The 22,157-nt window shown below is 66.3% G+C and carries 23 protein-coding genes; 7 read left to right on the forward strand and 16 right to left on the reverse strand.

Going from position 1 to position 22,157, the window contains the following annotated elements; translation table 11 throughout:
• Window positions 1-7: 7 nt before the first annotated feature.
• From CXK94_RS10735 to CXK94_RS10760, 6 genes are all read right to left on the reverse strand, one after another.
• Window positions 8-190, reverse strand: a complete 183-nt coding sequence (locus CXK94_RS10735) for a hypothetical protein (RefSeq protein ID WP_037037917.1) — start codon at window positions 188-190, stop codon at window positions 8-10.
• 69 nt (window positions 191-259) lie between these two features.
• Complete coding sequence (locus CXK94_RS10740) at window positions 260-541, reverse strand: hypothetical protein (protein WP_037037919.1); 282 nt, start codon at window positions 539-541, stop codon at window positions 260-262.
• Window positions 542-669: 128 nt separating this feature from the next.
• Window positions 670-2,907: a putative bifunctional diguanylate cyclase/phosphodiesterase gene (locus CXK94_RS10745; protein WP_037037920.1), complete on the reverse strand. Its 2,238-nt coding sequence runs from the start codon at window positions 2,905-2,907 to the stop codon at window positions 670-672.
• A gap of 228 nt (window positions 2,908-3,135) precedes the next feature.
• Entirely contained in the window at window positions 3,136-3,609 is a 474-nt protein-coding gene (locus CXK94_RS10750; protein WP_037037922.1) for a hemerythrin domain-containing protein, read from the reverse strand.
• An 89-nt stretch (window positions 3,610-3,698) separates the two neighbouring features.
• Window positions 3,699-3,977 (reverse strand): DUF3509 domain-containing protein, encoded by a 279-nt coding sequence (locus CXK94_RS10755; RefSeq protein ID WP_037037924.1) that lies wholly within the window; start codon window positions 3,975-3,977, stop codon window positions 3,699-3,701.
• Window positions 3,978-4,204: 227 nt separating this feature from the next.
• The gene (locus tag CXK94_RS10760; RefSeq protein WP_102894345.1) at window positions 4,205-4,828 is read right to left on the reverse strand and encodes a class I SAM-dependent methyltransferase; all 624 of its coding nucleotides are present in this window, start codon (window positions 4,826-4,828) and stop codon (window positions 4,205-4,207) included.
• A gap of 225 nt (window positions 4,829-5,053) precedes the next feature.
• On the opposite strand from CXK94_RS10760, the gene CXK94_RS10765 reads away from it, so the two are divergent.
• Complete coding sequence (locus CXK94_RS10765; protein ID WP_037037927.1) at window positions 5,054-5,434, forward strand: response regulator; 381 nt, start codon at window positions 5,054-5,056, stop codon at window positions 5,432-5,434.
• 61 nt (window positions 5,435-5,495) lie between these two features.
• Here CXK94_RS10765 and fba read toward each other — a convergent pair whose 3' ends face one another.
• The 7 genes from fba to CXK94_RS10800 all read right to left on the reverse strand — a co-directional run bounded on the left by fba (window position 5,496) and on the right by CXK94_RS10800 (window position 12,781).
• The gene (fba, locus tag CXK94_RS10770) at window positions 5,496-6,560 is read right to left on the reverse strand and encodes a class II fructose-bisphosphate aldolase (protein WP_037037929.1); all 1,065 of its coding nucleotides are present in this window, start codon (window positions 6,558-6,560) and stop codon (window positions 5,496-5,498) included.
• Window positions 6,561-6,740: 180 nt separating this feature from the next.
• On the reverse strand, window positions 6,741-7,076 hold the full coding sequence (locus CXK94_RS10775) for an MliC family protein (RefSeq protein WP_037037931.1): 336 nt from the start codon (window positions 7,074-7,076) through the stop codon (window positions 6,741-6,743).
• Between the two features lie 16 nt (window positions 7,077-7,092).
• Window positions 7,093-7,287: a hypothetical protein gene (locus CXK94_RS10780; RefSeq protein ID WP_102894346.1), complete on the reverse strand. Its 195-nt coding sequence runs from the start codon at window positions 7,285-7,287 to the stop codon at window positions 7,093-7,095.
• 90 nt (window positions 7,288-7,377) lie between these two features.
• Window positions 7,378-8,538, reverse strand: coding sequence for a phosphoglycerate kinase (locus tag CXK94_RS10785; protein WP_102894347.1), 1,161 nt, complete (start codon window positions 8,536-8,538; stop codon window positions 7,378-7,380).
• Window positions 8,539-8,574: 36 nt separating this feature from the next.
• Window positions 8,575-9,627, reverse strand: a complete 1,053-nt coding sequence (gene epd, locus CXK94_RS10790) for an erythrose-4-phosphate dehydrogenase (protein WP_102894348.1) — start codon at window positions 9,625-9,627, stop codon at window positions 8,575-8,577.
• A gap of 109 nt (window positions 9,628-9,736) precedes the next feature.
• Window positions 9,737-11,734, reverse strand: coding sequence for a transketolase (tkt, locus tag CXK94_RS10795; RefSeq protein WP_102894349.1), 1,998 nt, complete (start codon window positions 11,732-11,734; stop codon window positions 9,737-9,739).
• A 108-nt stretch (window positions 11,735-11,842) separates the two neighbouring features.
• Window positions 11,843-12,781 (reverse strand): LysR substrate-binding domain-containing protein, encoded by a 939-nt coding sequence (locus CXK94_RS10800; RefSeq protein ID WP_102894350.1) that lies wholly within the window; start codon window positions 12,779-12,781, stop codon window positions 11,843-11,845.
• 135 nt (window positions 12,782-12,916) lie between these two features.
• Here CXK94_RS10800 and CXK94_RS10805 point away from each other — a divergent pair, with 135 nt between their 5' ends.
• From CXK94_RS10805 to CXK94_RS10830, 6 genes are all read left to right on the forward strand, one after another.
• Window positions 12,917-13,813, forward strand: a complete 897-nt coding sequence (locus CXK94_RS10805) for a TauD/TfdA family dioxygenase (protein ID WP_102894351.1) — start codon at window positions 12,917-12,919, stop codon at window positions 13,811-13,813.
• The gene (locus CXK94_RS10810; RefSeq protein WP_102894352.1) at window positions 13,810-14,412 is read left to right on the forward strand and encodes a LysE family translocator; all 603 of its coding nucleotides are present in this window, start codon (window positions 13,810-13,812) and stop codon (window positions 14,410-14,412) included. The genes CXK94_RS10805 and CXK94_RS10810 overlap by 4 nt, the downstream gene beginning before the upstream one ends.
• 81 nt (window positions 14,413-14,493) lie before the next feature.
• A complete protein-coding gene (locus tag CXK94_RS10815) occupies window positions 14,494-15,495 on the forward strand; it encodes an ArsR/SmtB family transcription factor (RefSeq protein ID WP_102894353.1) in 1,002 nt (333 codons plus the stop codon).
• A 14-nt stretch (window positions 15,496-15,509) separates the two neighbouring features.
• Window positions 15,510-16,700, forward strand: a complete 1,191-nt coding sequence (gene metK, locus CXK94_RS10820) for a methionine adenosyltransferase (RefSeq protein WP_102894354.1) — start codon at window positions 15,510-15,512, stop codon at window positions 16,698-16,700.
• 360 nt (window positions 16,701-17,060) lie between these two features.
• Complete coding sequence (locus tag CXK94_RS10825; protein ID WP_102894355.1) at window positions 17,061-18,959, forward strand: PAAR domain-containing protein; 1,899 nt, start codon at window positions 17,061-17,063, stop codon at window positions 18,957-18,959.
• Complete coding sequence (locus CXK94_RS10830; RefSeq protein ID WP_003282697.1) at window positions 18,956-19,594, forward strand: DUF2931 family protein; 639 nt, start codon at window positions 18,956-18,958, stop codon at window positions 19,592-19,594. Before CXK94_RS10825 ends, CXK94_RS10830 begins: the two co-directional genes overlap by 4 nt.
• Window positions 19,595-19,666: 72 nt before the next feature.
• On the opposite strand, the gene CXK94_RS10835 is transcribed toward CXK94_RS10830, so the two are convergent.
• The 3 genes from CXK94_RS10835 to CXK94_RS10845 all read right to left on the reverse strand — a co-directional run bounded on the left by CXK94_RS10835 (window position 19,667) and on the right by CXK94_RS10845 (window position 21,993).
• On the reverse strand, window positions 19,667-20,236 hold the full coding sequence (locus tag CXK94_RS10835) for a DUF2780 domain-containing protein (RefSeq protein WP_102894356.1): 570 nt from the start codon (window positions 20,234-20,236) through the stop codon (window positions 19,667-19,669).
• 69 nt (window positions 20,237-20,305) lie between these two features.
• Window positions 20,306-21,067 (reverse strand): ABC transporter permease, encoded by a 762-nt coding sequence (locus tag CXK94_RS10840; protein ID WP_102894357.1) that lies wholly within the window; start codon window positions 21,065-21,067, stop codon window positions 20,306-20,308.
• Window positions 21,064-21,993 (reverse strand): ABC transporter ATP-binding protein, encoded by a 930-nt coding sequence (locus CXK94_RS10845; RefSeq protein WP_102894358.1) that lies wholly within the window; start codon window positions 21,991-21,993, stop codon window positions 21,064-21,066. The genes CXK94_RS10840 and CXK94_RS10845 overlap by 4 nt, the downstream gene beginning before the upstream one ends.
• Between the last annotated feature and the right edge of the window lie 164 nt (window positions 21,994-22,157).

Consider the following 22,157-nt stretch of genomic DNA (forward strand, 5'->3'; position numbering starts at 1 on the left):
CGGGCGGCTACTCGTTGGGCGTGTTCGACGGCGGCGACAGCTCACGCGGCCCGGCCGGGTCGGTGGCGGTGTTCTGATATTCCTGCTGGTTGCGGCTGTTGTTGTCCAGCGCCGACTCCTCCTCCTCGGGGGAGCAGCCCAACAGGGCCAGCGTGGCCAAGGCCAGGGCGGGGGCGAATGTCCACTTCATCGAATGTCTCCTGCTGAAGGCACCCGCGCGCTACGCGAGGTGCCTGGATCAGGTTCGGCGAAACCGCCTTTATTGCGAGGTACCGGGCGCAGTGCCCGAATCGGACTCGGTGCCCATGTCGCTGCCATTGTCGGCGGGCGGAGTGGCCATGCCGCCGGACGTGCCGGTGCTCGGAGCGGTGCCCGTACCCGTGCCCGTCCCGGCAGGCGGAGTGGTGGTATCGGTCGACGGTGCGGCTGGCTGCTCGGTGGTGGCCGGCGGCGGGGTCGGCTCGCGCTCGCGGTCTTCGTCCGGGCCGCAACCGACCAGCAGAAGACCGAGTACCGGGGGCAGCAAATAGGTGAGACGCATGGTTAACCTCCTTCAGGATGAGCCGGCGGGCGGCCGGCGAGTTCTTGATTCATCAAGATCCACAGGAGTGTTGACCCTTGCGAGGGCCAAGAGTGCCCTGGCGCGCCGCGGCGCAGGGGGCGCCGGCATCAGCGCTCCAGGCCCAGGGGCGCCAGGCTGGCCTGCGGCAGCAGGCCCCAGAAGCCGTCGAAGCAGTTCTCGCCGTTGAACAGCCGCTGCAGCTCGGCGGCCGGCCTCGGCCGGCTGAACCAGAAGCCCTGGGCATTCTGGCAACCCTCGTCGATCAGGAACTGCAGCTGCTCGGGGCGCTCCACCCCCTCGGCGATCACCGCCAGGCCGAGGCTATGGCCGAGGCCGATGACCGCCCGGCTGATGGCGACCGAATCGGCGTCCTCCGGCGCGGCGGCGATGAAGCTGCGGTCGACCTTGAGGATGTGCAGCGGAAAGCGCTTCAGGTAGCCGAGCGAGGAATAGCCGGTGCCGAAATCGTCCAGCGCCAGGCGCACGCCGAGCGCAGCGATCTCGCGCAGGCTGTTCAGCATCAGCTCGCTGTCCTGCATGAGCAGGGTCTCGGTGATCTCCAGCACCAGGCTGGCGGGCGGCAACTCGGTTTCGCGCAGCACGCGCGCCAGCAGCGCCGTGAAGCCGGGCGCCTGCAGCTGGCGGATCGACAGGTTCACCGTGCAGTACAGCTGCGCCTGTCCGGCCTGCTGCCAGCAACGGACCTGCCGGCAGGCCTCGCGCAGCACCCATTCGCCGACCCGGACGATCTCCCGGGACTCCTCCAGTACCGGAATGAATTCGTTCGGCGCCACCAGCGCATCGTTGTAACGCCAGCGCAGCAGGGCTTCGACCCCCACCAGATAGGGTTGCCCGCGGTCGATGCGGCAGATCGGCTGGAAGTACAGGACGAACTCGTTGCGCGTCAGCGCCTGCGCCAGCGCGCTTTCCAACTCCAGCTGGCGCGCCGCCGTGGAATGCAGGCTTTCGCAGAACAGCGCGAACTGGTTCTTGCCGGCGCTTTTCGCGCGGTACAGGGCGAGGTCCGCCGCCTGCAGCGCATCCAGTGCCTGGCCGTTGCGGTACAACGGTGCGATGCCGATGCTGGCGCTGACCGAGAGGGTGCGCTCGCCGAGCTGCAATGGCTGGCGCAGCGCATTGAGCATCCGCTGTGCCACCCGCTCGGCATCGGCCTCGCAGGCCAGGTCGCCGAGCAGGGCGACGAACTCGTCGCCGCCGAAACGCGCCAGATGATCGCCCGGCCGCAGGCAGTGCGCGAGGCGTTGCGCGACTTCCACCAGCACCTGGTCGCCGACGCGGTGGCCGAGACTGTCGTTGATCAGCTTGAAACGGTCCAGGTCGACGAACAGCAGCGCCGAGGCCCGGCCGTGGGCACGCTGCTGGGCTTGCTGGAGCAGCTCGTCCAGATGCAGGCGGTTGGCCAGCCCGGTCAGCGAGTCGTGCCGCGCGGCATGCCGCAGGCATTCCTCGGCGGCCTTGCGGGCGCTGATGTCGGTCTGCGAACCCGCCATGCGCTGCGCGCCCTGCTCGCAGCGTTCGACCACACCGCGCACCAGTACCCAGAGGTATTCGCCGAAGCGGGTGCGGATGCGGTACTCGTGGGCCAGGGTCGGGCTGCGGCCGTTCAGGTGGGCGCTGATGGCCTCGCGCAGGCCCGGCAGGTCATCCGGATGCACCCGCTCGAACCAGCTGCGGCTGCAGTAGCTCGGCTCCGTCGGCAGGCCGAGCATGCCGGTCCAGCGCTCGGAGAGGTGCAGCCGGTCGTGCTCGATGTCCCATTCCCAGATGCCGTCCTCGGAGCCGCGCAGCGCACGTGCCAGCCGCGCCTCGCTATCTTCGAGGGCGTGTCGCTGGGCCGCGCTGTAGGTATCGATGGCGAGGATCATGTCGAAGAACACGATCTTCAGCAGACTGTCGTAGACCGCATGCTGCTCGGCATCGCCCAGCAGCAGTCGCAGCATTTCCGACAGGTACAGCCGATAAGCACCCAGGTACCATTCCAGATCGACGCCGACCCGCTGGTGCACCAGCCCGACCAGCAGGCGGTCCTTCACGTAGTCGCGCTCGTAGGGACCATTCCACAGGCGCTGGTAATAGCTCCGCTGGCTGTGCTTGAGGCGTGCCACGCCAGCGGGATCGTTGAGGATTTCCGCCGGTACGTCGAATTCCGCGAGGTGTCCGTAGAGTTTGTCGATGAAACGCTGGTGCGCCGCATCGACATCCACCGCGGCCCGGTTCAGGCGCAGCGCATCCGCGGCCTGCCACTGGAGGAAACGCTTGCGCGTAAGAATCTGCTCCGCCCCCAGCCCGACCCGTTGCAACAACGCCTTCAGCTCGTCTTCCATGCCCGCCCCTGTCCCATTGCGCATGTCACTCCCGGCTGCCGGGCGGGTGTTTTTCGCCTGTCAGGGAATCGGTTGCAGGAGCCACTCATGCGTGATGCCATTGAGCCATCTAGGGTCTCAGCGGGGCCCGCACAGGTTATTGATGCAGATCAGCAAAGCCGAAAAAGGCCGCTTCGCCCATGGTCGAACGAGCCGGGGCAAAGCGCCCCGGCAAGGGCAAGCCAAGCCTCAGGCCGCCTGCCGGCCGGCGAATTCCTTTTTCAGGCGCGCCTTCAGTTCGGCCATTTGCCTGCCCATCTCCTGCAGGCGCTGGTCGCCGAGCAATTCGCGGGCATGCGGGAACATCTCGGACTCCTCTTCCTCGATGTGATGCTCCAGCAACTCCTTGCAGACCTTGACCCGCCCGGAGAACTGCACGCTCCCCGGATCGGTGGCCTTGAGGTCGGGCAGCACCAGCGAATCGACGGCGCGGTGCTCCTCCTTGGCCTCGTGGTACATCTTCAGCTCTTCCTTGCCGCCGGCTTCCTTGTAGGCCGGATAGAGAATCTGCTCCTCCAGTTGGGTATGGATGGTCACCTCCACGTCCAGCTTGTGCAGCAGCTCGGCGCGCGTCTTCAGGGCGCGCTCGGTGGATTCGCTCAGGCGCGTCAGCAGGTCCTTCACGCGCTCATGATCCTCGATCAGCAGGTCGATGGCGTTCATGCGGAACTCCTCCTCAGGCTTCACGGTATGGGCGCCAGGCTCGACGGCCCGGTCGCGCTGGCTGCGGCTTGGGTACCGCAGCCGCGGTCTCAGGCGTATTCGTAAGTCGGCAGCGCCGTTCGGCTCTGGCTCTGCAGATGCGCGATGGATGGCGACATGCCGGCTTCCAGCGCGAGGTCGCGACGAACCGAGCTGACGACCCATTCGAGCTGCCTCCTGGCCTGGGTCTGGCCCTTGGAGAGGGCGCGCCTGACCAGCGTGCGGTCGTCGTTGCGCAGGGTGAGCAGCAACCCACCATCCGGACGCGGCTCGGTCAGCACTTCGAATTCAGGGAAAGCGGCAGTAAGGAAGCGTTGTGCGGCGGTCATTGTTCTGTACTCCGATTAGACTCCAGCGAGCGTTACAGAGCAGCGTTCGTGCCAACCACACAGAGAACTTGTTTATCGTTTAAAAACAATAAGTTATGGATATTCGACGAACGGATTAAGCCGTGCAAAACGCATGACGGCAACCGGCATGGCTTGCATTCTGCGGGGCGTTCCAGGAACCGGTCGTACTCGAATGCCAGGGCCAGGCAGTCCATGTCGAGCGGCCGTCACGGCCGGCGCCAGACGCTGGCCAGCCAGGGCTGCTGCGCACGCGGCAAGCCGACAGGACGGTAATAGTGCTCGAGCTCGCTGAAACCGGCCGCCAGCAGCCGCTCGCGCCAGGTCGGCCAGCTGTACCAGACGCCATAGCGCTCACCGCTCCAGCCTTCCTCGTCCTGTCCGCGGGGGTTGGAACAGAACAGCACGCCGCCGGGCTTCAGCGTCTCGCGCAGTTGCAGCAGCACCCTGGGCAGGGCGCTGCTGGGGACATGGAACAGCACGGCATTGGCGAAGATGCCATCGAAGGCCTCGCGCGGCAGGTCCAACTGCAACAGATCCTGATGCCAGACGTCGCAGCCGCTCTCGGCCCGGGCCATGGCCACGAACGCCTCGGTGCCGTCGAGGCCGACAGCCGTATGCCCGCGGGCGGCGAACGCCTTGAGATCGCGCCCCGGACCGCAGCCCAGGTCGAGGATGCGCAGCGGCGGCTCGGCCTGGATATGACGCAGCAGGGCCTCGATGTTCTGGCTGACATCGTGGTCGCGGGTCCCCTCGCGGAAGGCCTCGGCACGATGGCGATAGTGATCGAGGGTACGCTCGGCGATGACGTGCAACTGCTTCTCGTCGGTCATGGGCAACATTCCTGGCGGGCTCCCGGAAGCCTAAACCGCGCCCAGGCCACTGCCAATGCCGAAAGCCGGCCCAGCCGAAGGTCGGGGGCCGAAGGTCGTGATTGACTCATGGCCGGCAATTGCTGAACTTGCACGGGCACGGCCGCTCCAAGCAATGTTCGAGCCCTGCCCTCGTTTCAGCGCCATGCAATGGAACGTTCATAGAACCGAACGAGAATCACCGCTATGAACCAGCCTTCGACCAAAATCGTGCTGCTCGTCGAGGACGAGCCCCACGTCCTCGCGCTGCTGTCCGATTACCTCGTTGGCGAAGGCTACCGGGTACTGGAGGCGAGCAATGCCGCCGAGGCCTTCGAGATTCTCGCCAGCAAGCCGCAGCTGGATCTGCTGGTGAGCGACTTCCGGCTGCCGGGCAACGTCTCCGGCGTGATGATCGCCGAGCCGGCGCTCAAGCTGCGCCCGGACCTCAAGGTGATCTTCATCAGCGGCCATCCCATCGAGATCTACGAGTCCGGCAGCGCCATCGCGCGGTCGGCTCCGGTCCTGGCCAAGCCTTTCGCGCTGGACACCTTGCGCTGCCAGATCCAGGCGCTGCTCGCCAGCTGAGCACGCATACGGCGCAGAAACGAAAAAGCCCGCAAACGCGGGCTTCTTCATGGCCGAACGATCAGTTGATCTTCGGGTCCAGCTCGCCGTTGGCGTAGCGCTGGAACATGCCTTCCAGCGAGATCGGCTTGATCTTGCTGGCATTGCCGGCGGTACCGAAGGCCTCGTAGCGGGCGATGCAGATGTCGCGCATGGCGGCGACGGTCTTGGCCAGGTACTTGCGCGGGTCGAACTCGCTGGGGTTCTTCGCCAGGAACTCGCGGATCGCGCCGGTGGAGGCCAGGCGCAGGTCGGTGTCGATGTTGACCTTGCGCACGCCGTACTTGATGCCCTCGACGATTTCCTCGACCGGCACGCCGTAGGTCTCGCCGATCTCGCCACCGTACTCGTTGATGACCTTCAGCCATTCCTGCGGCACCGAGGAGGAGCCGTGCATCACCAGGTGGGTGTCGGGGATGCGCGCATGGATTTCCTTGATGCGCTGGATCGACAGGGTGTCGCCGGTCGGCGGCTTGGTGAACTTGTAGGCGCCGTGGCTGGTGCCGATGGCGATCGCCAGGGCGTCGACCTTGGTCTTGGCGACGAAGTCGGCGGCCTCTTCCGGGTCGGTCAGCAGTTGGCTGTGATCGAGCACGCCCTCGGCGCCGACGCCGTCTTCCTCGCCGGCCATGCCGGTTTCCAGGCTACCCAGGCAGCCCAGCTCGCCTTCCACGGAGACGCCGCAGGCATGGGCGAAGGCCACGGTCTGCTGGGTCACGCGCACGTTGTAGTCGTAGTCGGCAGGGGTCTTGCCGTCTTCCTTCAGCGAGCCGTCCATCATCACCGAGGAGAAGCCCAGCTGGATCGAGCGCTGGCAGACATCGGGGCTGGTGCCGTGGTCCTGGTGCATGCACACTGGGATATGCGGGAATTCTTCGATCGCCGCCAGGATCAGATGACGCAGGAACGGCGCACCGGCGTATTTGCGCGCACCGGCGGAAGCCTGGACGATCACCGGGGAATCGGTCTTGTCGGCCGCTTCCATGATGGCGCGCATCTGCTCGAGGTTGTTGACGTTGAAGGCCGGTACGCCGTAGCCGAACTCGGCGGCGTGGTCGAGCATCTGGCGCATGCTGATGAGTGCCATGTTTTCCTTTCTCCCGGTCTGGGTCGTTAATCGTGTAAAGCCTGCCGCAGTGGCCGGCGCCGTTCAAGCGCCACACGCTGGGCGCGGCATTGTAGTGGCGGGGGCGGCAAATGCCAGCGCCGCCACCGCTTTTAATAGGGCGCCCCGCAACAATGCGGCGGGGTGCAGTTACTCGCTGCGCTACAGGTTGATCAGCGAAGCGCTGCAGCCATGGGCCAGCAGTTCATCGTCGGCCACACGGTAGACCAGCGCCTCGTTACCCTTGTCGTGAAAGGCGAGTACGCCATCGCTATAGAAACTGCCATGCGTGGCAGGTTCCTTGCGCAGGGTATGAATCTGCGCACTATTACCGATCTTCAGGTCGACCGCGGTTCGTCCGCTATCGGCGTAGCGCCAGGCGATGTGCTGCTGGCCCTGGCACTTCCAGCGCACGAAGGGTGCATCGGGCCCGGACTGCCAGTGGCCGCAGCCGGCCAACGACAGTAGCGCCACGAGCGCAATCGACAGGCTTTTCATTGCTTTACCTCAGCATTCAGGGGCAATCCTGCAGGCCGCCCCGGGTGGTAGCAGTCGGATCGCCGGTCGCCTGCATCTCGACGCGCTGCTCATGCTCGGCGGTCGGCCCGATGGCGGCAGGCGGATCGAGCACCTGGCAGGCACTGTCCGGCGAGCCGCCGGCACAAGCGGCCAGGCCCAGGCAGCAAACAGCAAGAACGGCATAACGCATGGTGCATCCCCTTTCCTCGTTCCCGATAGAACAGGGACCACTGCAGGCCACGGGGGTTGCCCTGGCGCCTCGCGCGACGAAGCGGCGGGCTCAACCCGCGCGCTGCTCCAGCACCTCGACCGCCGGCAGCACCTTGCCTTCGACGAATTCGAGGAAAGCACCACCACCGGTGGAAATGTAGGAGATCTGCTCGGCGACGCCGTACTTGTCGATCGCCGCCAGGGTGTCGCCGCCACCGGCGATGGAGAACGCCGGGCTCTGCGCGATGGCCTGGGCCAGCACCTGGGTGCCGTTGCCGAACTGGTCGAACTCGAACACGCCGACCGGGCCGTTCCAGAGGATGGTCTGCGAGGCCTTGAGCATCTCGCCGAACTGCGCGGCGGTCTGCGGGCCGATGTCGAGGATCATGTCGTCGTCGGCGACGTCGCCGACGGCCTTGACCGTGGCCTCGGCGCTCTCGGCGAACGCCTTGGCGACCACCACGTCCACCGGCAGCGGCACGGCGACCTTGGCGGCGATGGCCTTGGCGGTGTCGAGCAGGTCGGCCTCGTGCAACGACTTGCCGACCTTGTAGCCGGCCGCGGCGAGGAAGGTGTTGGCGATGCCGCCGCCGACGATCAGCTGGTCGCAGATGTCGGCCAGCGAAGTCAGCACGTCGAGCTTGGTCGAGACCTTGGAGCCGGCGACGATGGCCACCATCGGCCGCGCCGGCTTGTCCAGCGCCTTGCCCAGCGCCTCCAGCTCGGCGGCCAGCAGCGGGCCGGCGCAGGCGACCTTGGCGAACTTGGCCACGCCATGGGTCGAACCCTGGGCGCGGTGCGCGGTGCCGAAGGCGTCCATGACGAAGACGTCGCACAGCGCGGCGTACTGTTGCGCCAGCTCGTCGCTGTTCTTCTTCTCGCCCTTGTTGAAGCGCACGTTCTCCAGCAGCACCAGCTCGCCCGGCTTGACCTCGACGCCGCCCAGGTAGTCCTTGACCAGCGGCACCTCACGGCCGAGGGCCTTGGACAGGTAATCGGCGACCGGCTTGAGGCTGTCTTCCTCGCTGTAGGCGCCCTCTTCCGGACGGCCCAGGTGCGAGCAGACCAGCACCGCGGCGCCCTTCTCCAGCGCCAGCCTGATGGTCGGCAACGAGGCCAGGATGCGCGCATCGCTCTTCACCGCGCCATCCTTCACCGGCACGTTGAGGTCCTCGCGGATCAGCACGCGCTTACCCTGGAGGTCGAGGTCGGTCATCTTCAAAACGGTCATGTTGGTCTTCCTTAAAGGTCGAGAAGCAGCGATGAGTCAGGGTCGGCCGCGTCGGGCGACGCGCAGGTAGTGTTCGGTGACATCGAGCATGCGGTTGGCGAACCCCCATTCGTTGTCGAACCAGGCCAGCAGGTTCACCAGCCGCGGCCCGGAAGCGCGGGTCAGGCTGCCGTCGACGATCGCCGAATGCGGGTCGTGGTTGAAATCGCAGCTGGCGTGGGGCAGCTCGGTGTAGGCGAGCAGGCCTTTCAGCGGGCCGGATTCGGCGGCCTCGCGCAGCACGCGGTTGATCGTCCGTGCATCGGTGTCGCGGCTGGTCTGCAGGGTGATGTCCAGGCAGGACACGTTCACCGTCGGCACCCGCACCGCTTTGGCCTGTATCCGCCCGGAGAGTTCCGGCAAGAGGCGTTCGATACCGCGCGCAAGACCGGTGGACACCGGGATCACCGACTGGAAGGCCGAGCGCGTGCGGCGCAGGTCCTCATGGTGGTAGGCGTCGATCACCGGCTGGTCGTTCATCGCCGAGTGGATGGTGGTGATGGACACGTAGTCCAGGCCGACCGCGTCATTGAGCAGCTTGAGCAGCGGTACGCCGCAGTTGGTGGTGCAGGAGGCGTTGGAAACCAGCGTCTCGGCGCCGCTCAGTTGCTCGTGGTTGATGCCCATCACCACGGTGGCGTCGACGTCCGCAGCGCTGGCCATCGGCTGCGAGAACAGCACCCGCGGCACGCCGGCGTCGATGAAGCGCTGGCCGTCGGCGCGGCTGTGGTAGGCGCCGGAACACTCCAGCACCAGATCCACGCCCAGCGCGCGCCAGTCGACGGCCTCCGGCGTGGATTCGCGCAACACCTTCACGCAGTCGCCATTGAGGTGCAGGCAGTCGCCTTGCACACCGACCTCGCCGGGGAAGCGGCCATGGGTGGAGTCGAAACGGGTGAGGTATTCCAGGCTGGCCATGTCGGCCAGGTCGTTGAGCGCGACGAACCGGAAGTCGAAGGCCGCACCGCGCTCGTAGAAGGCGCGCAGCACGCAACGACCGATGCGGCCGTAGCCGTTGAGGGCGACGCGATAGGGACGGGCGTTGGCCATGGGATCTTCGTCGGTCCTGCCGGTGGAAAACCGGCTGCGCGGGTTTTCCACCCTACGGAAGGTGGAGTTACGTAGGGTGGATGACCGCAGTCATCCACCGCGGCTCGGTTCAGTCTTCCAGCAGCTCCTCGGCCACCGCGAGGATGTTGTCGACGGTGAAGCCGAATTCCTCGAACAGCTGGCCGGCCGGGGCCGACTCGCCGTAGCTGGTCATGCCGATGATGCGGCCGTCGAGGCCGACGTACTTGTACCAGTAGTCCGCATGCGCCGCCTCGATGGCGATGCGCGCACCGACTTCCACCGGCAGCACCAGTTGCTTGTAGGCCGCGTCCTGGGCGTCGAACACGCTGGTGCAGGGCATGGAGACGACGCGCACCTGGCGGCCCTGTTCGGCCAGCTGGTCGGCGGCCTGCACCGCCAGGCTGACTTCCGAGCCGGTGGCGATGAGGATCAGTTCCGGCTCGCCGGCGCAGTTCTTCAGGATGTAGCCGCCGCGGGCGATGGCCGCCTCGGTCTCGTTGTCGCGCACGTGGAACGGCAGGTTCTGCCGCGAGAAGATCAGCGCGCTCGGGCCGTCCTTGCGTTCGATGGCATGCTTCCAGGCCACCGCCGACTCGACCGTGTCGGCCGGGCGCCAGGTGTCCAGGTTCGGCGTGGTGCGCAGGCTGGTCAGCTGCTCGACCGGCTGGTGGGTCGGGCCGTCCTCGCCGAGGCCGATGGAATCGTGGGTGAACACGTAGAGCACGCGCTGCTTCATCAGCGCCGACATGCGCACGGCGTTGCGCGCGTACTCCATGAACATCAGGAAGGTCGCGCCGTAGGGAATCAGGCCGCCATGCAGGGCGACGCCGTTCATGATGGCGCTCATGCCGAATTCGCGCACGCCGTAGTACATGTAGTTGCCCGAGGCATCCTCGGCCACCACCGGCTTGCAGCCCTTCCACAGGGTCAGGTTGGAACCGGCGAGGTCGGCCGAGCCGCCGAGCAGTTCCGGCAGCAGCGGGCCGAAGGCGTTCAGGCAGTTCTGGCTGGCCTTGCGGCTGGCGATGGTCTCGCCCTTGGTGGCCACTTCGCGGATGAATGCGCTGGCCTTCTCGGCGAAGTCGGCGGGCAGCTCGCCGGCCATGCGCCGCTTGAACTCGGCGGCCAGCGCCGGGAACTCGGCCTCGTAGGCGGCGAAGCGCTGGTTCCAGGCGGTTTCGGCCTCGGCGCCCTTCTGCTTGGCATCCCACTCGGCATAGATCTCGGCGGGAATCTCGAACGGGCCGTACGTCCAGCCCAGCGCCTCGCGGGTCAGGGCGATCTCGGCCTCGCCCAGCGCCGAGCCGTGGGATTCCTCCTTGCCCTGCTTGTTCGGCGAGCCGAAGCCGATGATGGTCTTGCAGCAGATCAGCGTCGGCTGGTCGCTCTTGCGCGCGGTCTCGATGGACATCTGGATCTCGTCGGCGTCATGCCCGTCGACGTTGCGGATCACCTGCCAGCCGTAGGCCTCGAAGCGGCGCGGGGTGTCGTCGGTGAACCAGCCATGCACCTCGCCGTCGATGGAGATGCCGTTGTCGTCGTAGAAGGCGATCAGCTTGTTCAGCCCGAGGGTGCCGGCCAGCGAGCAGACCTCGTGGGAGATGCCTTCCATCATGCAGCCGTCGCCGAGGAACACGTAGGTGTTGTGATCGACGATCTCGTGGCCGGGGCGGTTGAACTGCGCGGCCATGACCTTCTCGGCCAGGGCGAAGCCCACGGCGTTGGCGATGCCCTGGCCGAGCGGGCCGGTGGTGGTCTCAACGCCGGCGGTGTAGCCGAACTCCGGATGGCCCGGGGTCTTGCTGTGCAGCTGGCGGAAGTTCTTCAGGTCGTCGATCGACAGGTCGTAGCCGGTCAGGTGCAGCAGCGAGTAGATCAGCATCGAGCCGTGGCCGTTGGACAGCACGAAGCGGTCGCGGTCGGCCCACTGCGGGTTGGTCGGGCTGTGCTTGAGGTGGTCACGCCAGAGCACTTCGGCGATGTCCGCCATGCCCATGGGGGCACCGGGGTGGCCGCTGTTGGCTTTCTGCACGGCATCCATGCTGAGGGCGCGGATGGCATTGGCTCGCTCACGACGGCTGGGCATCGCTGAATCTCCTGCGGGTGGCACGTAGAAAAAGGCCGCCATTTTCCCCTACCGAGGGTGGGCGCGGCAATGACTGAAATGGCTCGGCCATCCCGCCGGCCACCGACATCACTCGAGCAGCTCGACACCCTGGCCGGAAATATCCGGCAGGTGTTCGAGCAGATAGTCGCGCATGCGCATCAGCGTGGCCGACTCGTCGCCACCGGCCGGCCAGACCAGGTAGTAGCTGTCGCCGGACTTCACCGCCTGCCCGAACGGCAGCGCCAGGCTGCCGCGCTGCAGTTCGGCGCCGACCAGCGCGAGATCGCCGATCGATACGCCATGCCCCTGCGCCGCGGCGGAGATGCCCAGCTCCAGGGTGTCGAAGAGCTTGCCCTGCTGCCAGGCGACCTGGTCGGCCAGCCCGGTGCGCTGCAGCCAGCGGCGCCAGTCGCGGCAGTCGCGCGACGGATGGATCAGCTCGGCAGCGGCCAGTTGTCGCATATCCCAGGGCCGGTCGCCGCGCAGCGCGGGCGCGCAGACCGGCACCAGCCATTCGTCGAACAGCTTCACGCGCTGCCAGTCCGCCGGGAAACCGCCGTGGCCGAGCAGGATCGCGCAGTCGAACGGCTCGCTGTGGAAGTCCACCGCATCCAGGTCCATCCAGGCGCTGGTGAGCTGCACTCGATTGTGCGGATGTGCCTGCTGGAAGGCGTCCAGGGCCTTGAGCAGCCAGCGCATGGTCAGGGTCGAGGGCGCCTTGAGCCGCAGCGCGCCGCGCTGGCGGGTGACGGCGATGCAGGCGCTTTCGATGGTGCGAAAGCCGATCTTCAGCTCCTGCGCCAGCAGCCGCCCGGCATCGGTCAGCGTCAATCGCGAGCCGCGGCGCTCGAAGAGCTGGCAGCCGAGGTGCTCTTCCAGCGTCTTCACATGCCGGCTGACGGCGCTCTGGGTGATGTACAGGCTCTGTGCCGCCTGGGTGAAGGAGCCGAAACGGGCCGCCACTTCGAAAGCGCGCAGCGCATACAGGGGCGGCATCCGCGGAGCCGGGATGTCTTGCTCAAGCATGATTAAAACTCATCCTTACTGCTCGTTTTTTCCGTTTTTAAAGCACCGAAGCTCTCTCAATACTGCATCCCGATGCTGCCTACAGCGAAAACGCCAGTCACAACCACGATAACTAAAACTCAAGGGAAGGATGCCATGTTTCATGACCCATTCGACCATCTCCTGGCCTCCGCCATCCGCAGCGGCGGCCTGCAGCAGGAGCAGATCGCGCAGATCCTTCACTTCAAGTTGTTCGGCAACCGGCAAGGCTTTGTGCTGCTGCAAGACCTGCCCATCGGCGATATTCCACCCACCCCGCCGTGCCGCGAGCGGATACGCAAGGACGACGACAGCAGCGAGCGCCTGCTGCTGCAGGCGACGGCGTTGCTCGGCGAGCCGATCGGCTACGTCCAGGAGTCCGGCGGCAGCATCGTCAACAACTTCTTCGCCCAGCAGGCGCAATCGCGTGCCGCCACCTCGGACAGCTTCGACACCGAGCTCGACCTGCACACCGAGAACGCCTTCCACGCCATCCTGCCGGACTACCTGGTGCTGCTCTGCCTGCGCCAGGACCCGGCGGCCGAAGCGATCACCTACGTCGCTTCGGTCGAACCGATCCTCGAGCGCCTGAGCTATGAAGAACAGGCATTTCTGCTCAACGAGCCCTACAACTTCCTCTCCGACTACGGCCCACGGGAAAAGAACCAGCGGATCGATATCGGCCGCCACCAGAGCGTGCTCTACGGCGACCCGGACGCACCCTTCTTCCGTTTCGACCCGCAGTTCATGCTGGCGCCGAGCGAGCATGCGCGCAGCCTGCTGGAAAAACTGCGGCGCATCGCCTGGGAGGTGGCCGAGCCGATACGGCTGGCCCGCGGCGACCTGCTGATCATCGACAACCGCCGTACCGCCCACGCCCGCAGCCGCTTCGACGCTCGCTTCGACGGCAGCGACCGCTGGATGCAGCGCGCCTTCGCCATCTGCAACCCGCGCTTCTATGCGGAGCGGCTGGGCAAGCAGACGCGGGTCTTCGAACTGGTGACCGAGCTATGAACGCCACCTATCTCGCCTTCGCCGCCGCAGTCGCCCTGCTGATCGCCTCCCCCGGCCCGGTGGTCGCGCTGGTGGTCGCCGACGCCCGGCGCCGCTGGCCGCTGTGGACCATTCTCGGCGGCGTGGTATCCGCCCAGGTGCTGATGGTCGCCGCGCTGGCGATGATCTACCTGGCGCTGGACCTGGAGCCGGTGGTGCTCGAGGCCGGGCAGGTGCTCGGCGGGCTCTACCTGATCTGGCTGGGCTGCGACGGGCTCTGCGGCGGCGCCAGCGAAGCCGCGCCACCGCGCCGGCGCGAATCGCACTATTTCTGGCGGGCCATGGCCGTGGGCCTGTCGAACCCCAAGGACATCCTGTTCTTCCTCGCCTTCCTGCCCGGCTTCATCCTGCCCGCGCAGCCGTTCGCGCCGCAGGCGACGGCGCTGATCGCCATCTGGGCGGCCATCGACCTGAGCATCCTGCTGGCCTACAGCCTGCTGTCGCGCCGCCTCAGCGGCGCCGGCCGGCTCCAGCGGCTGCTGGACATCCTGCCCAACTTCTTTTTGCTGGGCCTCGGCCTGGTGTCCTGCGCCCTCGGCCTGTCGCGCCTGCTGCCGTGAACGCGGGCCGCCGAGGCAATATCAAAAGTTTTTGATATTGATCTTGCTGTACGAAAAGTGACCGACTAGACTGCGCGCCATATGAGCCTGCGCATTCCCCAGATCCGTTTCGATGTCAGCGACCAGCTCGCCGCGCTGTGCAAGGCCGGCGGCGACGCGCTGCGCCTGAAGGTGCTGCGGGCGCTGGCCAGCGACTCCTTCGGCGTGCTGGAACTGGCGCAGATCTTCGCCACCGGGCAGTCGGGCATGAGCCACCACCTCAAGGTGCTGACCCAGGTCGGCCTGCTCGCCACCCGCCGCGAAGGCAACGCGGTGTTCTACCGGCGCAGCCTGCCGCAACCCGACAGCCTGGGCGGCAAGCTGCACGCGGCATTGCTCGAGGAGGCCGACCGGCTGCAGCTGCCGAGCGAGATCGAGGCGCGCATCGCCGCGGTGCACGCCCAGCGCAGCGCCGCCAGCGAGGATTTCTTCGCGCGCATGGCCGGCAGCTTCCAGGCCCGCCAGGATTTGATCGCCGGCCTGCCGCAGTACCGCGACAGCGTACTGGCCCTGCTCGATACGCTGAATCTCGACGCTAGCGCCACGGCACTGGAGGTCGGTCCCGGCGATGGTAGCTTCCTGCCGGAGCTGGCGCGGCGCTTCGCCCGCGTGGTGGCGCTGGACAACAGCCCGGCCATGCTCGAGCTGGCGCGCATGCGCTGCGAGCAGGCGGGCCTGGACAACGTCGAGCTGAAGCTCGCCGACGCCCTGCACGACGACTGCCCGGCAGCCGATTGCGTGGTGCTGAACATGGTCCTGCATCACCTGGCGGCACCGGGCGAGGCGATGAAACAACTGGCACGGCTGGTGAAGGTGGGCGGCAGCCTGCTGGTCACCGAGCTGTGCAGCCACAACCAGAGTTGGGCCAGGGAGGCCTGCGGCGATCTCTGGCTGGGCTTCGAACAGGACGATCTGGCCCGTTGGGCCGATGCCGCGGGGCTCACGCCCGGCGAGAGTCTCTACATTGGCTTGAAGAACGGTTTTCAGATCCAGGCCCGGCACTTTTTCCGGCCCGCCCCTGACGACCGACTCACCCACCGGTAATTAGGAACCGATAGATGAGCGAATACTCGATTTTCACCTCCGAGTCCGTGTCCGAAGGGCATCCGGACAAGATCGCCGACCAGATCTCCGATGCGGTGCTCGACGCCATCATCGCCGAGGACAAGCATGCCCGCGTGGCCTGCGAGACTCTGGTCAAGACCGGTGTGGCGATCGTCGCCGGCGAAGTCACCACCTCCGCCTGGGTCGATCTGGAGCAACTGGTGCGCGACGTCATCGTCGACATCGGCTACAACAGCTCGGACGTCGGCTTCGACGGCGCCACCTGCGGCATCATCAACATCATCGGCAAGCAGTCGGTGGACATCGCCCAGGGCGTCGACCGTTCGCGTCCGGAAGACCAGGGCGCCGGTGACCAGGGCCTGATGTTCGGCTACGCCAGCAACGAGACCGACGTGCTGATGCCGGCACCGATCCGCTTCTCCCACGCGCTGGTCGAGCGCCAGGCCGAAGCGCGCAAGAACGGTCTGTTGCCGTGGCTGCGCCCGGACGCCAAGAGCCAGGTCACCTGCCGCTACGAGAACGGCCAGGTCGCCGGCATCGACGCCGTGGTGCTGTCCACCCAGCACAACCCGGACGTCAAGCAGAGCGACCTGCGCGAAGCGGTGATGGAGCTGGTCATCAAGCACTGCCTGCCGGCCGAGCTGCTGCACAAGGACACCCAGTACCACATCAACCCGACCGGCCAGTTCGTCATCGGCGGCCCGGTGGGCGACTGCGGCCTGACCGGACGCAAGATCATCGTCGACACCTACGGCGGCATGGCCCGCCACGGCGGCGGCGCCTTCTCCGGCAAGGACCCGTCCAAGGTCGACCGCAGCGCCGCCTACGCCGGCCGCTACGTGGCCAAGAACATCGTCGCCGCCGGCCTGGCCGACCGTTGCGAGATCCAGGTGTCCTACGCCATCGGCGTGGCCCAGCCGACCTCCATCTCGCTGAACACCTTCGGCACCGGCAGGATCGGCGACGACAAGATCATCGCCCTGGTGCGCGAGCATTTCGACCTGCGCCCCTACGCGATCACCCGCATGCTCGACCTGCTGCACCCGATGTACCGCGCCACCGCGGCCTACGGCCACTTCGGCCGCAACCCCTGCGAGATGACGGTGGGTGCCGACACCTTCACCGCCTTCACCTGGGAACGCACCGACAAGGCCGACGCCCTGCGCGCGGCAGCGGGACTGTAAAGCAGCTGCAAGCTACAAGCGAGCGTAGGGTGGATGTCGCCTTTTACATCCACCCTACGCTCGTCGGGTCGGTGAAGCGTGACCCCACCTACAGCTGCAAGCGAAGAACCAGTGTGGCTGCTGGCCATGCTTTTTGCAGCTTGTGGCTTGAAGCTCATCACTGCTTTTGCAAGCCTCAAGCTGCAAGAAAAGCCCCGCCGGCGAAGGTCGTACGGGGCTTTTTGCATTCCGCTACTGCGCAAGTTCTGGCGCAACCAGCTTGCAACCCGCGAACCAGTCCATAAAAAACCGAGCGGCGTTTGCGTTCGCCATTGCCCGTGCGGCAAGGTGCCGGCTCGCATACCGATAAGGAGATTGGTCATGACCGGCAAACCCGCCGCCCGCCTCGGCGACGCCACTTCCTGCCCGAAGAAGGGGCATGGCGACAACCCCATCGTCAGCGGCTCGCCCGACGTCTTCTTCGACGGCCTGCCCGCCGCCCGTGCCGGCGATACCACCGCATGCGGCAGCGTCCTGACGGGCAATATCATCCCCAACGTGCTGATCAATGGCAGACCCGCCGTCGTCCAGGGCAGCCTCGGCGACCATGGCAATCTGGTCATCGGCGGCTCGGGCACCGTCATCATCGGCACCTCGCACACCCCGGCGCCCTTCGTGCCGCCCGAGCCGCTGAACCTCGACGGCGCGCCTGTGGCACGGGCGCCCGCCGCGCCGGAACTGCCGCAACGACCAGCGTCGCCCAATGCCCGCGCCTGGCAGCAGGAGCCCGGCGATCCCGCGCCGTACGGGCTGGAAGAGGAAGACGAGGAGGAAGAGCTGGGCAGCCGCCAGGCCGTCACCCTGCGCATCGGCGTGTTCTTCGACGGCACCGGCAACAATGCCGCCAACAGCGCCATCGGCGCCCAGTGCCGCGCACCCGCGCTCGGCCTCGGCGAGCAGGAGGCCCTGGCCATGGTCCAGCGCTGCGAAGCGCATCATCTCGACCCGGACAGCAGCTATGCCAACGATGTGAGCAATATCTGGCGGTTGTATGAGTTGTACCGCGACGAACCGGTACCCAAGGAAGCAGGAAATCCCAGCATTTTCCGCGTCTATGTCACGGGTGTCGGTACGACCACCGGCAAGCCGGACACCCGCTTTCCCGGCCAGGCCTTCGGTCGCGGCGCGACGGGGGTGCTGGCCAAGGTCGACGAAGGCCTGACGCTTCTCGCACAAGCCCTGGACAGTTTCGAAGAGGAAAACCCCGGCTCCACTCCGGCCAAGCTGGAACTGGATATCTTCGGTTTCAGCCGCGGCGCGGCGGCGGCCCGGCATTTCGCCAATCAGATCCTCCTGCGCGAGCGGGGACCATTGGGCACATTGCGCCGCGCGGGCAAGCTCGGCCTGGTATCCGGCTTCGACTGGCGGGACGACGTCGTCATCAACTTCATCGGCCTGTTCGATACCGTGGCCGCCCTCGGCGGCTGGGACGACTGGGGCGATCCCAGCGATAACGTCAACGGCGGTATCGACCTTTATCTGGCGCCCGATGCGGCCCGCCAGGTGGTGCATCTGGTCGCCCGCGACGAATACCGGCGCAATTTCGCCCTCAATCAGGTCTCCCCGCCGCACCGGGAAATCGTCCTGCCCGGCGCCCATTCGGACCTGGGCGGCGGCTATCCGCCGCTGGACAGCGAGCGGCTCTACCCGATACGCCCGCGCAGCAACTGGGTCAGCCGGGCGACCAGCCCATTCAGCACCCTGGCCTACCAGCAGGCGCAACGCGATACCGAATATGCCCGCCAGGCCGACCTGCTCGACCCGCAGGACCGTACCGCGCGGCTGGAAACGGACGTCTGGGAACACTTCACACCCTTCAGCGGCGGGCGTAGTGACCAGATGAAATACGTGCTGGCGGCGCCCTATCTGGAGCGCCGGGTTTATGGACATCTTTCGCGGGTGTATATGCGGGTCATGCATGCGCTGGCGGTGGAGGCAGGCGTCCCGCTCGATTTCATCGACGAGCAAGACAGTAAACTCTCTCTACCCGCAGAGCTTGTACCTATCAGCGACAAGCTGCTGGCCTGGGCCAGAAGCGGCAGCGGCGCGCTGGATATGGAAGAGGAACGCCTGCTGCGCCAGCGCTACGTCCATCTGTCGGCCAACTGGAATGCCGCCGCCGGACGTGGCGGCAGTGTGCTCGATGTGGTCTTCGTCAATGCCCCGGCCGAGCGCGGACGGATACGCCATGCCGACAGGCCCCGGGAGAAAAAGCGATGAGAGCACCGCTGTTTGTCCTGTTCCTTCTGCTGCTCGGCGGCTGCGCCGGCGCCGAGAGGAACCCCGGCAGCCTGCCCTACAAATACTGGCGCCTGGGTTTCCTGGCCCCGGACTATATGGAAGTCTGGGTGGAAACCGCCGATGTGGAGGATATACATGGCAACCTCTTCTATCGGATGGGCGGGGGCACGGTATCGATCGCCAGACCGTCCGATGGCAGCGGGAACGCCGCTGGCTGGCGCAGAGGCCTAGGCTGGGGCGCAGGCCGCCACGTCAACGGCGCCGACCTGCCCAAACGCATTTACGTCCGCTGGCAATCCCTGGCCGAGCCCCAGACCTACCGGGTCATTGTCGATATCCCCGAACGCGCGCGGCAGTTGATGAGCGAGCGCCTCGATCCGCCCTGCCGCACCAGCGAATACCGCCATGCCCTGGCGCTGGGCCTCGCCCCTGGCGGCGTGGTCAGGGGCTGGGTCATGAGCACCTGCGGCGGGCCCATCGAAGTCCTGCGCGCACAGGCGGAAATCGAGCCCAAGGGACCCTATGAAGGAACCTCCCACGGAGGCCACCGTCCCCTCTCGGAAACCTCCAGAGCCTATATCGAAAAGCACGGCATCCCTTATGGCTCCTGGTAGCACGCGCACGACGGAATGAAAAAGCCCCGACGGCAATGCCGGACGGGGCTCCTTTATCCTGGCGGGTGCGAATCAGGCGCCGCCGACGCCCCAGATGCCGCCCAGGCTCTGCAGCAGCGAACCGTCCACTCCCTGGTTGCCCAGGTACTGCAGCAGGATCGGCGCGAACTGGCCGACCATGCCGGCATCCATGCCCAGCGCGGAAAACGCCTGGTTGACGTCGGCCAGGCTCTGCACATCGTCCACCGCGGCGGCGGTCTGTGCATCGACGCGGGTATCCGACTGGCCCAGCAATCCGGTCAGTGCACCCAGTTGGCCAAGCTGCTCCAGCCCGCTGTCGCCGGTGAGCTTGTCGATACCGGGAACGGACTTGGCGAGCTGGGCGTAGTCGGTGCTGCTCAGCTGCTGCTTGGCCAATTGCAGCAGCGCACCGCTGCCGCCCAGTGCCTGCGTGGGCGTGACACCCAGTTCGTCGAGTTGGCCGATCAGGCCGAGTGCCTGGGTCTGCGACGTGCTCTGCGTGGTGCCGTTGTCGGTGATGCCCGACACCGCCCGGGCGGCCTCGCCGAGGTTGAAGGCGGCGGCGGAACCGGCCGCCAGGCTGAGAACGGCCAGAACGGCGAGAGAAGGAACGAATTTCATGCTTGCCTCGAAATGAATGATGCACCGCCATACTACCTGCGATGCGGGTGGGAATGAGATCGGCTCGTATCAGCTCTTCAGCCGGTAGCCGGTCCGGAAGATCCACCATACCGCCAGCAGGCAGGCGGCGAGAAAGCCGAGGATCATCGCCAGGCTGACGCCGACGTCGATGTCCGAGACGCCGTAGAAGCTCCAGCGGAAGCCGCTGATCAGGTACACCACCGGGTTGAACAGGGTGATCTTCTGCCACAGCGGCGGCAGCATCTCGATCGAGTAGAAGCTGCCGCCGAGGAACGCCAGCGGCGTGACGATCAGCGCCGGCACGATCTGCAGCTTCTCCCAGCCGTCGGCCCAGATACCGATGATGAAACCGAACAGGCAGAAGGTCACCGCGGTGAGCACCAGGAACAGCGCCATCGTCAGCGGATGCTGGATCTGGTAATCGACGAACAACCGCGCGGTGAGCAGGATGATCACACCGAGGATCATCGACTTGGTCGCCGCCGCGCCGACATAGCCGATGACGATCTCGATGTACGACACCGGCGCCGACAGCACCTCGTAGATGGTTCCGGAATAGCGCGGCATGTAGATGCCGAACGAGGCGTTGGAGATGCTCTCGGTGAGCAGCGCCATCATGATCAGCCCGGGAATGATGAAGGCGCCGTAGGGGATGCCGTGCATCGCCTCCATCCGCGCGCCGATGGCCGAGCCGAACACCACGAAGTACAGCGAAGTGGAGATCACCGGGGTGGCGATGCTCTGCAGCAGGGTGCGCCAGGTACGCGCCAGCTCGAACAGGTAGATGGCGCGGATTGCATAAAGATTCATGTGCGGCTGCCTTTTACCAAGCTGACGAAAATCTCTTCCAGCGAGCTCTGGCTGGACTGCAGGTCCTTGAAGTCGATGCCGTGCTCGGCGAGGCGCTTGAGCAGCTCGGCGATGCCGGTGTGCTCGTGCTGGGCATCGAAGGTGTAGACCAGCTGGTTGCCTTCGTCCGCCAGTTGCAGCGGATAGTCGGCGAACTCGGGCGGGATCGCCGCCAGCGGGCGCTGCAGTTGCAGCGTCAGTTGCTTCTTGCCGAGCTTGTGCATCAGCACGGCCTTGTCCTCGACGAGAATGATCTCGCCCTTGCTGATCACCCCGATGCGGTCGGCCATCTCCTCGGCCTCCTCGATGTAGTGGGTGGTGAGGATGATGGTCACCCCGCGCGCGCGCAGGCCGCGGACCATCTCCCACATGTCGCGGCGCAGCTCGACGTCGACGCCGGCGGTGGGCTCGTCGAGGAACAGGATGGACGGCTCGTGGGACAGCGCCTTGGCGATCATCACCCGGCGCTTCATGCCGCCGGAAAGCTCCAGGATGCGCGCATCGCGCTTGTCCCACAGCGACAGGTCGCGCAGCAGCCGCTCCAGATAGGCGTCGTCCGGTGCCTTGCCGAACAGCCCGCGGGAAAAGCGCACCGTCGCCCAGACGCTCTCGAAGCCCTCGTTGTACAGTTCCTGCGGCACCAGGCCGATCTTCGCGCGCGCGGCGCGGTAGTCGCGGATGATGTCGTGGCCATCCACCCGCACCTGCCCGCTGCCGGGGTTGACGATGCCGCAGATGATGCTGATCAGCGTGGTCTTGCCGGCGCCGTTGGGGCCGAGCAGGGCGAAGATCTCGCCCTTGCGGATCTGCAGGTCGATCCGCTTCAGCGCCGGATGGCCGGACGCGTAGGTCTTGGTGAGCTGCTCGATGGAGATGACGGAGGGCACGGGCGCTTCTCTTCGAGGGATTGAGGGGCCGAATTGTAGATAAAAAGCCCGGCCAGGGGCGTTCCCTTTCAGACATCCAGGGGGTAACTACTGACCGTGATCATGGCGGCCGCGCACCCATGTGGCGCATGCTCGGAAAAGCTGGCGTCCCGAGCCAGCGAGGA

The sequence above is a fragment of the Stutzerimonas stutzeri genome (genome assembly GCF_002890915.1).
Taxonomy (GTDB): domain Bacteria; phylum Pseudomonadota; class Gammaproteobacteria; order Pseudomonadales; family Pseudomonadaceae; genus Stutzerimonas; species Stutzerimonas stutzeri_AF.

Coding starts and splice junctions, on each gene's coding strand:
- CXK94_RS10815 (WP_102894353.1), top strand. CDS start 14,494: ATGAGCCTGCGCATTCCCCAGATCCGTTTCGATGTCAGCGACCAGCTC.
- CXK94_RS10780 (WP_102894346.1), bottom strand. CDS start 7,287: ATGCGTTATGCCGTTCTTGCTGTTTGCTGCCTGGGCCTGGCCGCTTGT.
- CXK94_RS10810 (WP_102894352.1), top strand. CDS start 13,810: ATGAACGCCACCTATCTCGCCTTCGCCGCCGCAGTCGCCCTGCTGATC.
- CXK94_RS10765 (WP_037037927.1), top strand. CDS start 5,054: ATGAACCAGCCTTCGACCAAAATCGTGCTGCTCGTCGAGGACGAGCCC.
- CXK94_RS10785 (WP_102894347.1), bottom strand. CDS start 8,538: ATGACCGTTTTGAAGATGACCGACCTCGACCTCCAGGGTAAGCGCGTG.
- CXK94_RS10735 (WP_037037917.1), bottom strand. CDS start 190: ATGAAGTGGACATTCGCCCCCGCCCTGGCCTTGGCCACGCTGGCCCTG.
- CXK94_RS10750 (WP_037037922.1), bottom strand. CDS start 3,609: ATGAACGCCATCGACCTGCTGATCGAGGATCATGAGCGCGTGAAGGAC.
- CXK94_RS10825 (WP_102894355.1), top strand. CDS start 17,061: ATGACCGGCAAACCCGCCGCCCGCCTCGGCGACGCCACTTCCTGCCCG.
- CXK94_RS10830 (WP_003282697.1), top strand. CDS start 18,956: ATGAGAGCACCGCTGTTTGTCCTGTTCCTTCTGCTGCTCGGCGGCTGC.
- tkt (WP_102894349.1), bottom strand. CDS start 11,734: ATGCCCAGCCGTCGTGAGCGAGCCAATGCCATCCGCGCCCTCAGCATG.
- metK (WP_102894354.1), top strand. CDS start 15,510: ATGAGCGAATACTCGATTTTCACCTCCGAGTCCGTGTCCGAAGGGCAT.
- fba (WP_037037929.1), bottom strand. CDS start 6,560: ATGGCACTCATCAGCATGCGCCAGATGCTCGACCACGCCGCCGAGTTC.
- CXK94_RS10835 (WP_102894356.1), bottom strand. CDS start 20,236: ATGAAATTCGTTCCTTCTCTCGCCGTTCTGGCCGTTCTCAGCCTGGCG.
- epd (WP_102894348.1), bottom strand. CDS start 9,627: ATGGCCAACGCCCGTCCCTATCGCGTCGCCCTCAACGGCTACGGCCGC.
- CXK94_RS10740 (WP_037037919.1), bottom strand. CDS start 541: ATGCGTCTCACCTATTTGCTGCCCCCGGTACTCGGTCTTCTGCTGGTC.
- CXK94_RS10745 (WP_037037920.1), bottom strand. CDS start 2,907: ATGGAAGACGAGCTGAAGGCGTTGTTGCAACGGGTCGGGCTGGGGGCG.
- CXK94_RS10805 (WP_102894351.1), top strand. CDS start 12,917: ATGTTTCATGACCCATTCGACCATCTCCTGGCCTCCGCCATCCGCAGC.
- CXK94_RS10775 (WP_037037931.1), bottom strand. CDS start 7,076: ATGAAAAGCCTGTCGATTGCGCTCGTGGCGCTACTGTCGTTGGCCGGC.
- CXK94_RS10840 (WP_102894357.1), bottom strand. CDS start 21,067: ATGAATCTTTATGCAATCCGCGCCATCTACCTGTTCGAGCTGGCGCGT.
- CXK94_RS10755 (WP_037037924.1), bottom strand. CDS start 3,977: ATGACCGCCGCACAACGCTTCCTTACTGCCGCTTTCCCTGAATTCGAA.
- CXK94_RS10800 (WP_102894350.1), bottom strand. CDS start 12,781: ATGCTTGAGCAAGACATCCCGGCTCCGCGGATGCCGCCCCTGTATGCG.
- CXK94_RS10760 (WP_102894345.1), bottom strand. CDS start 4,828: ATGACCGACGAGAAGCAGTTGCACGTCATCGCCGAGCGTACCCTCGAT.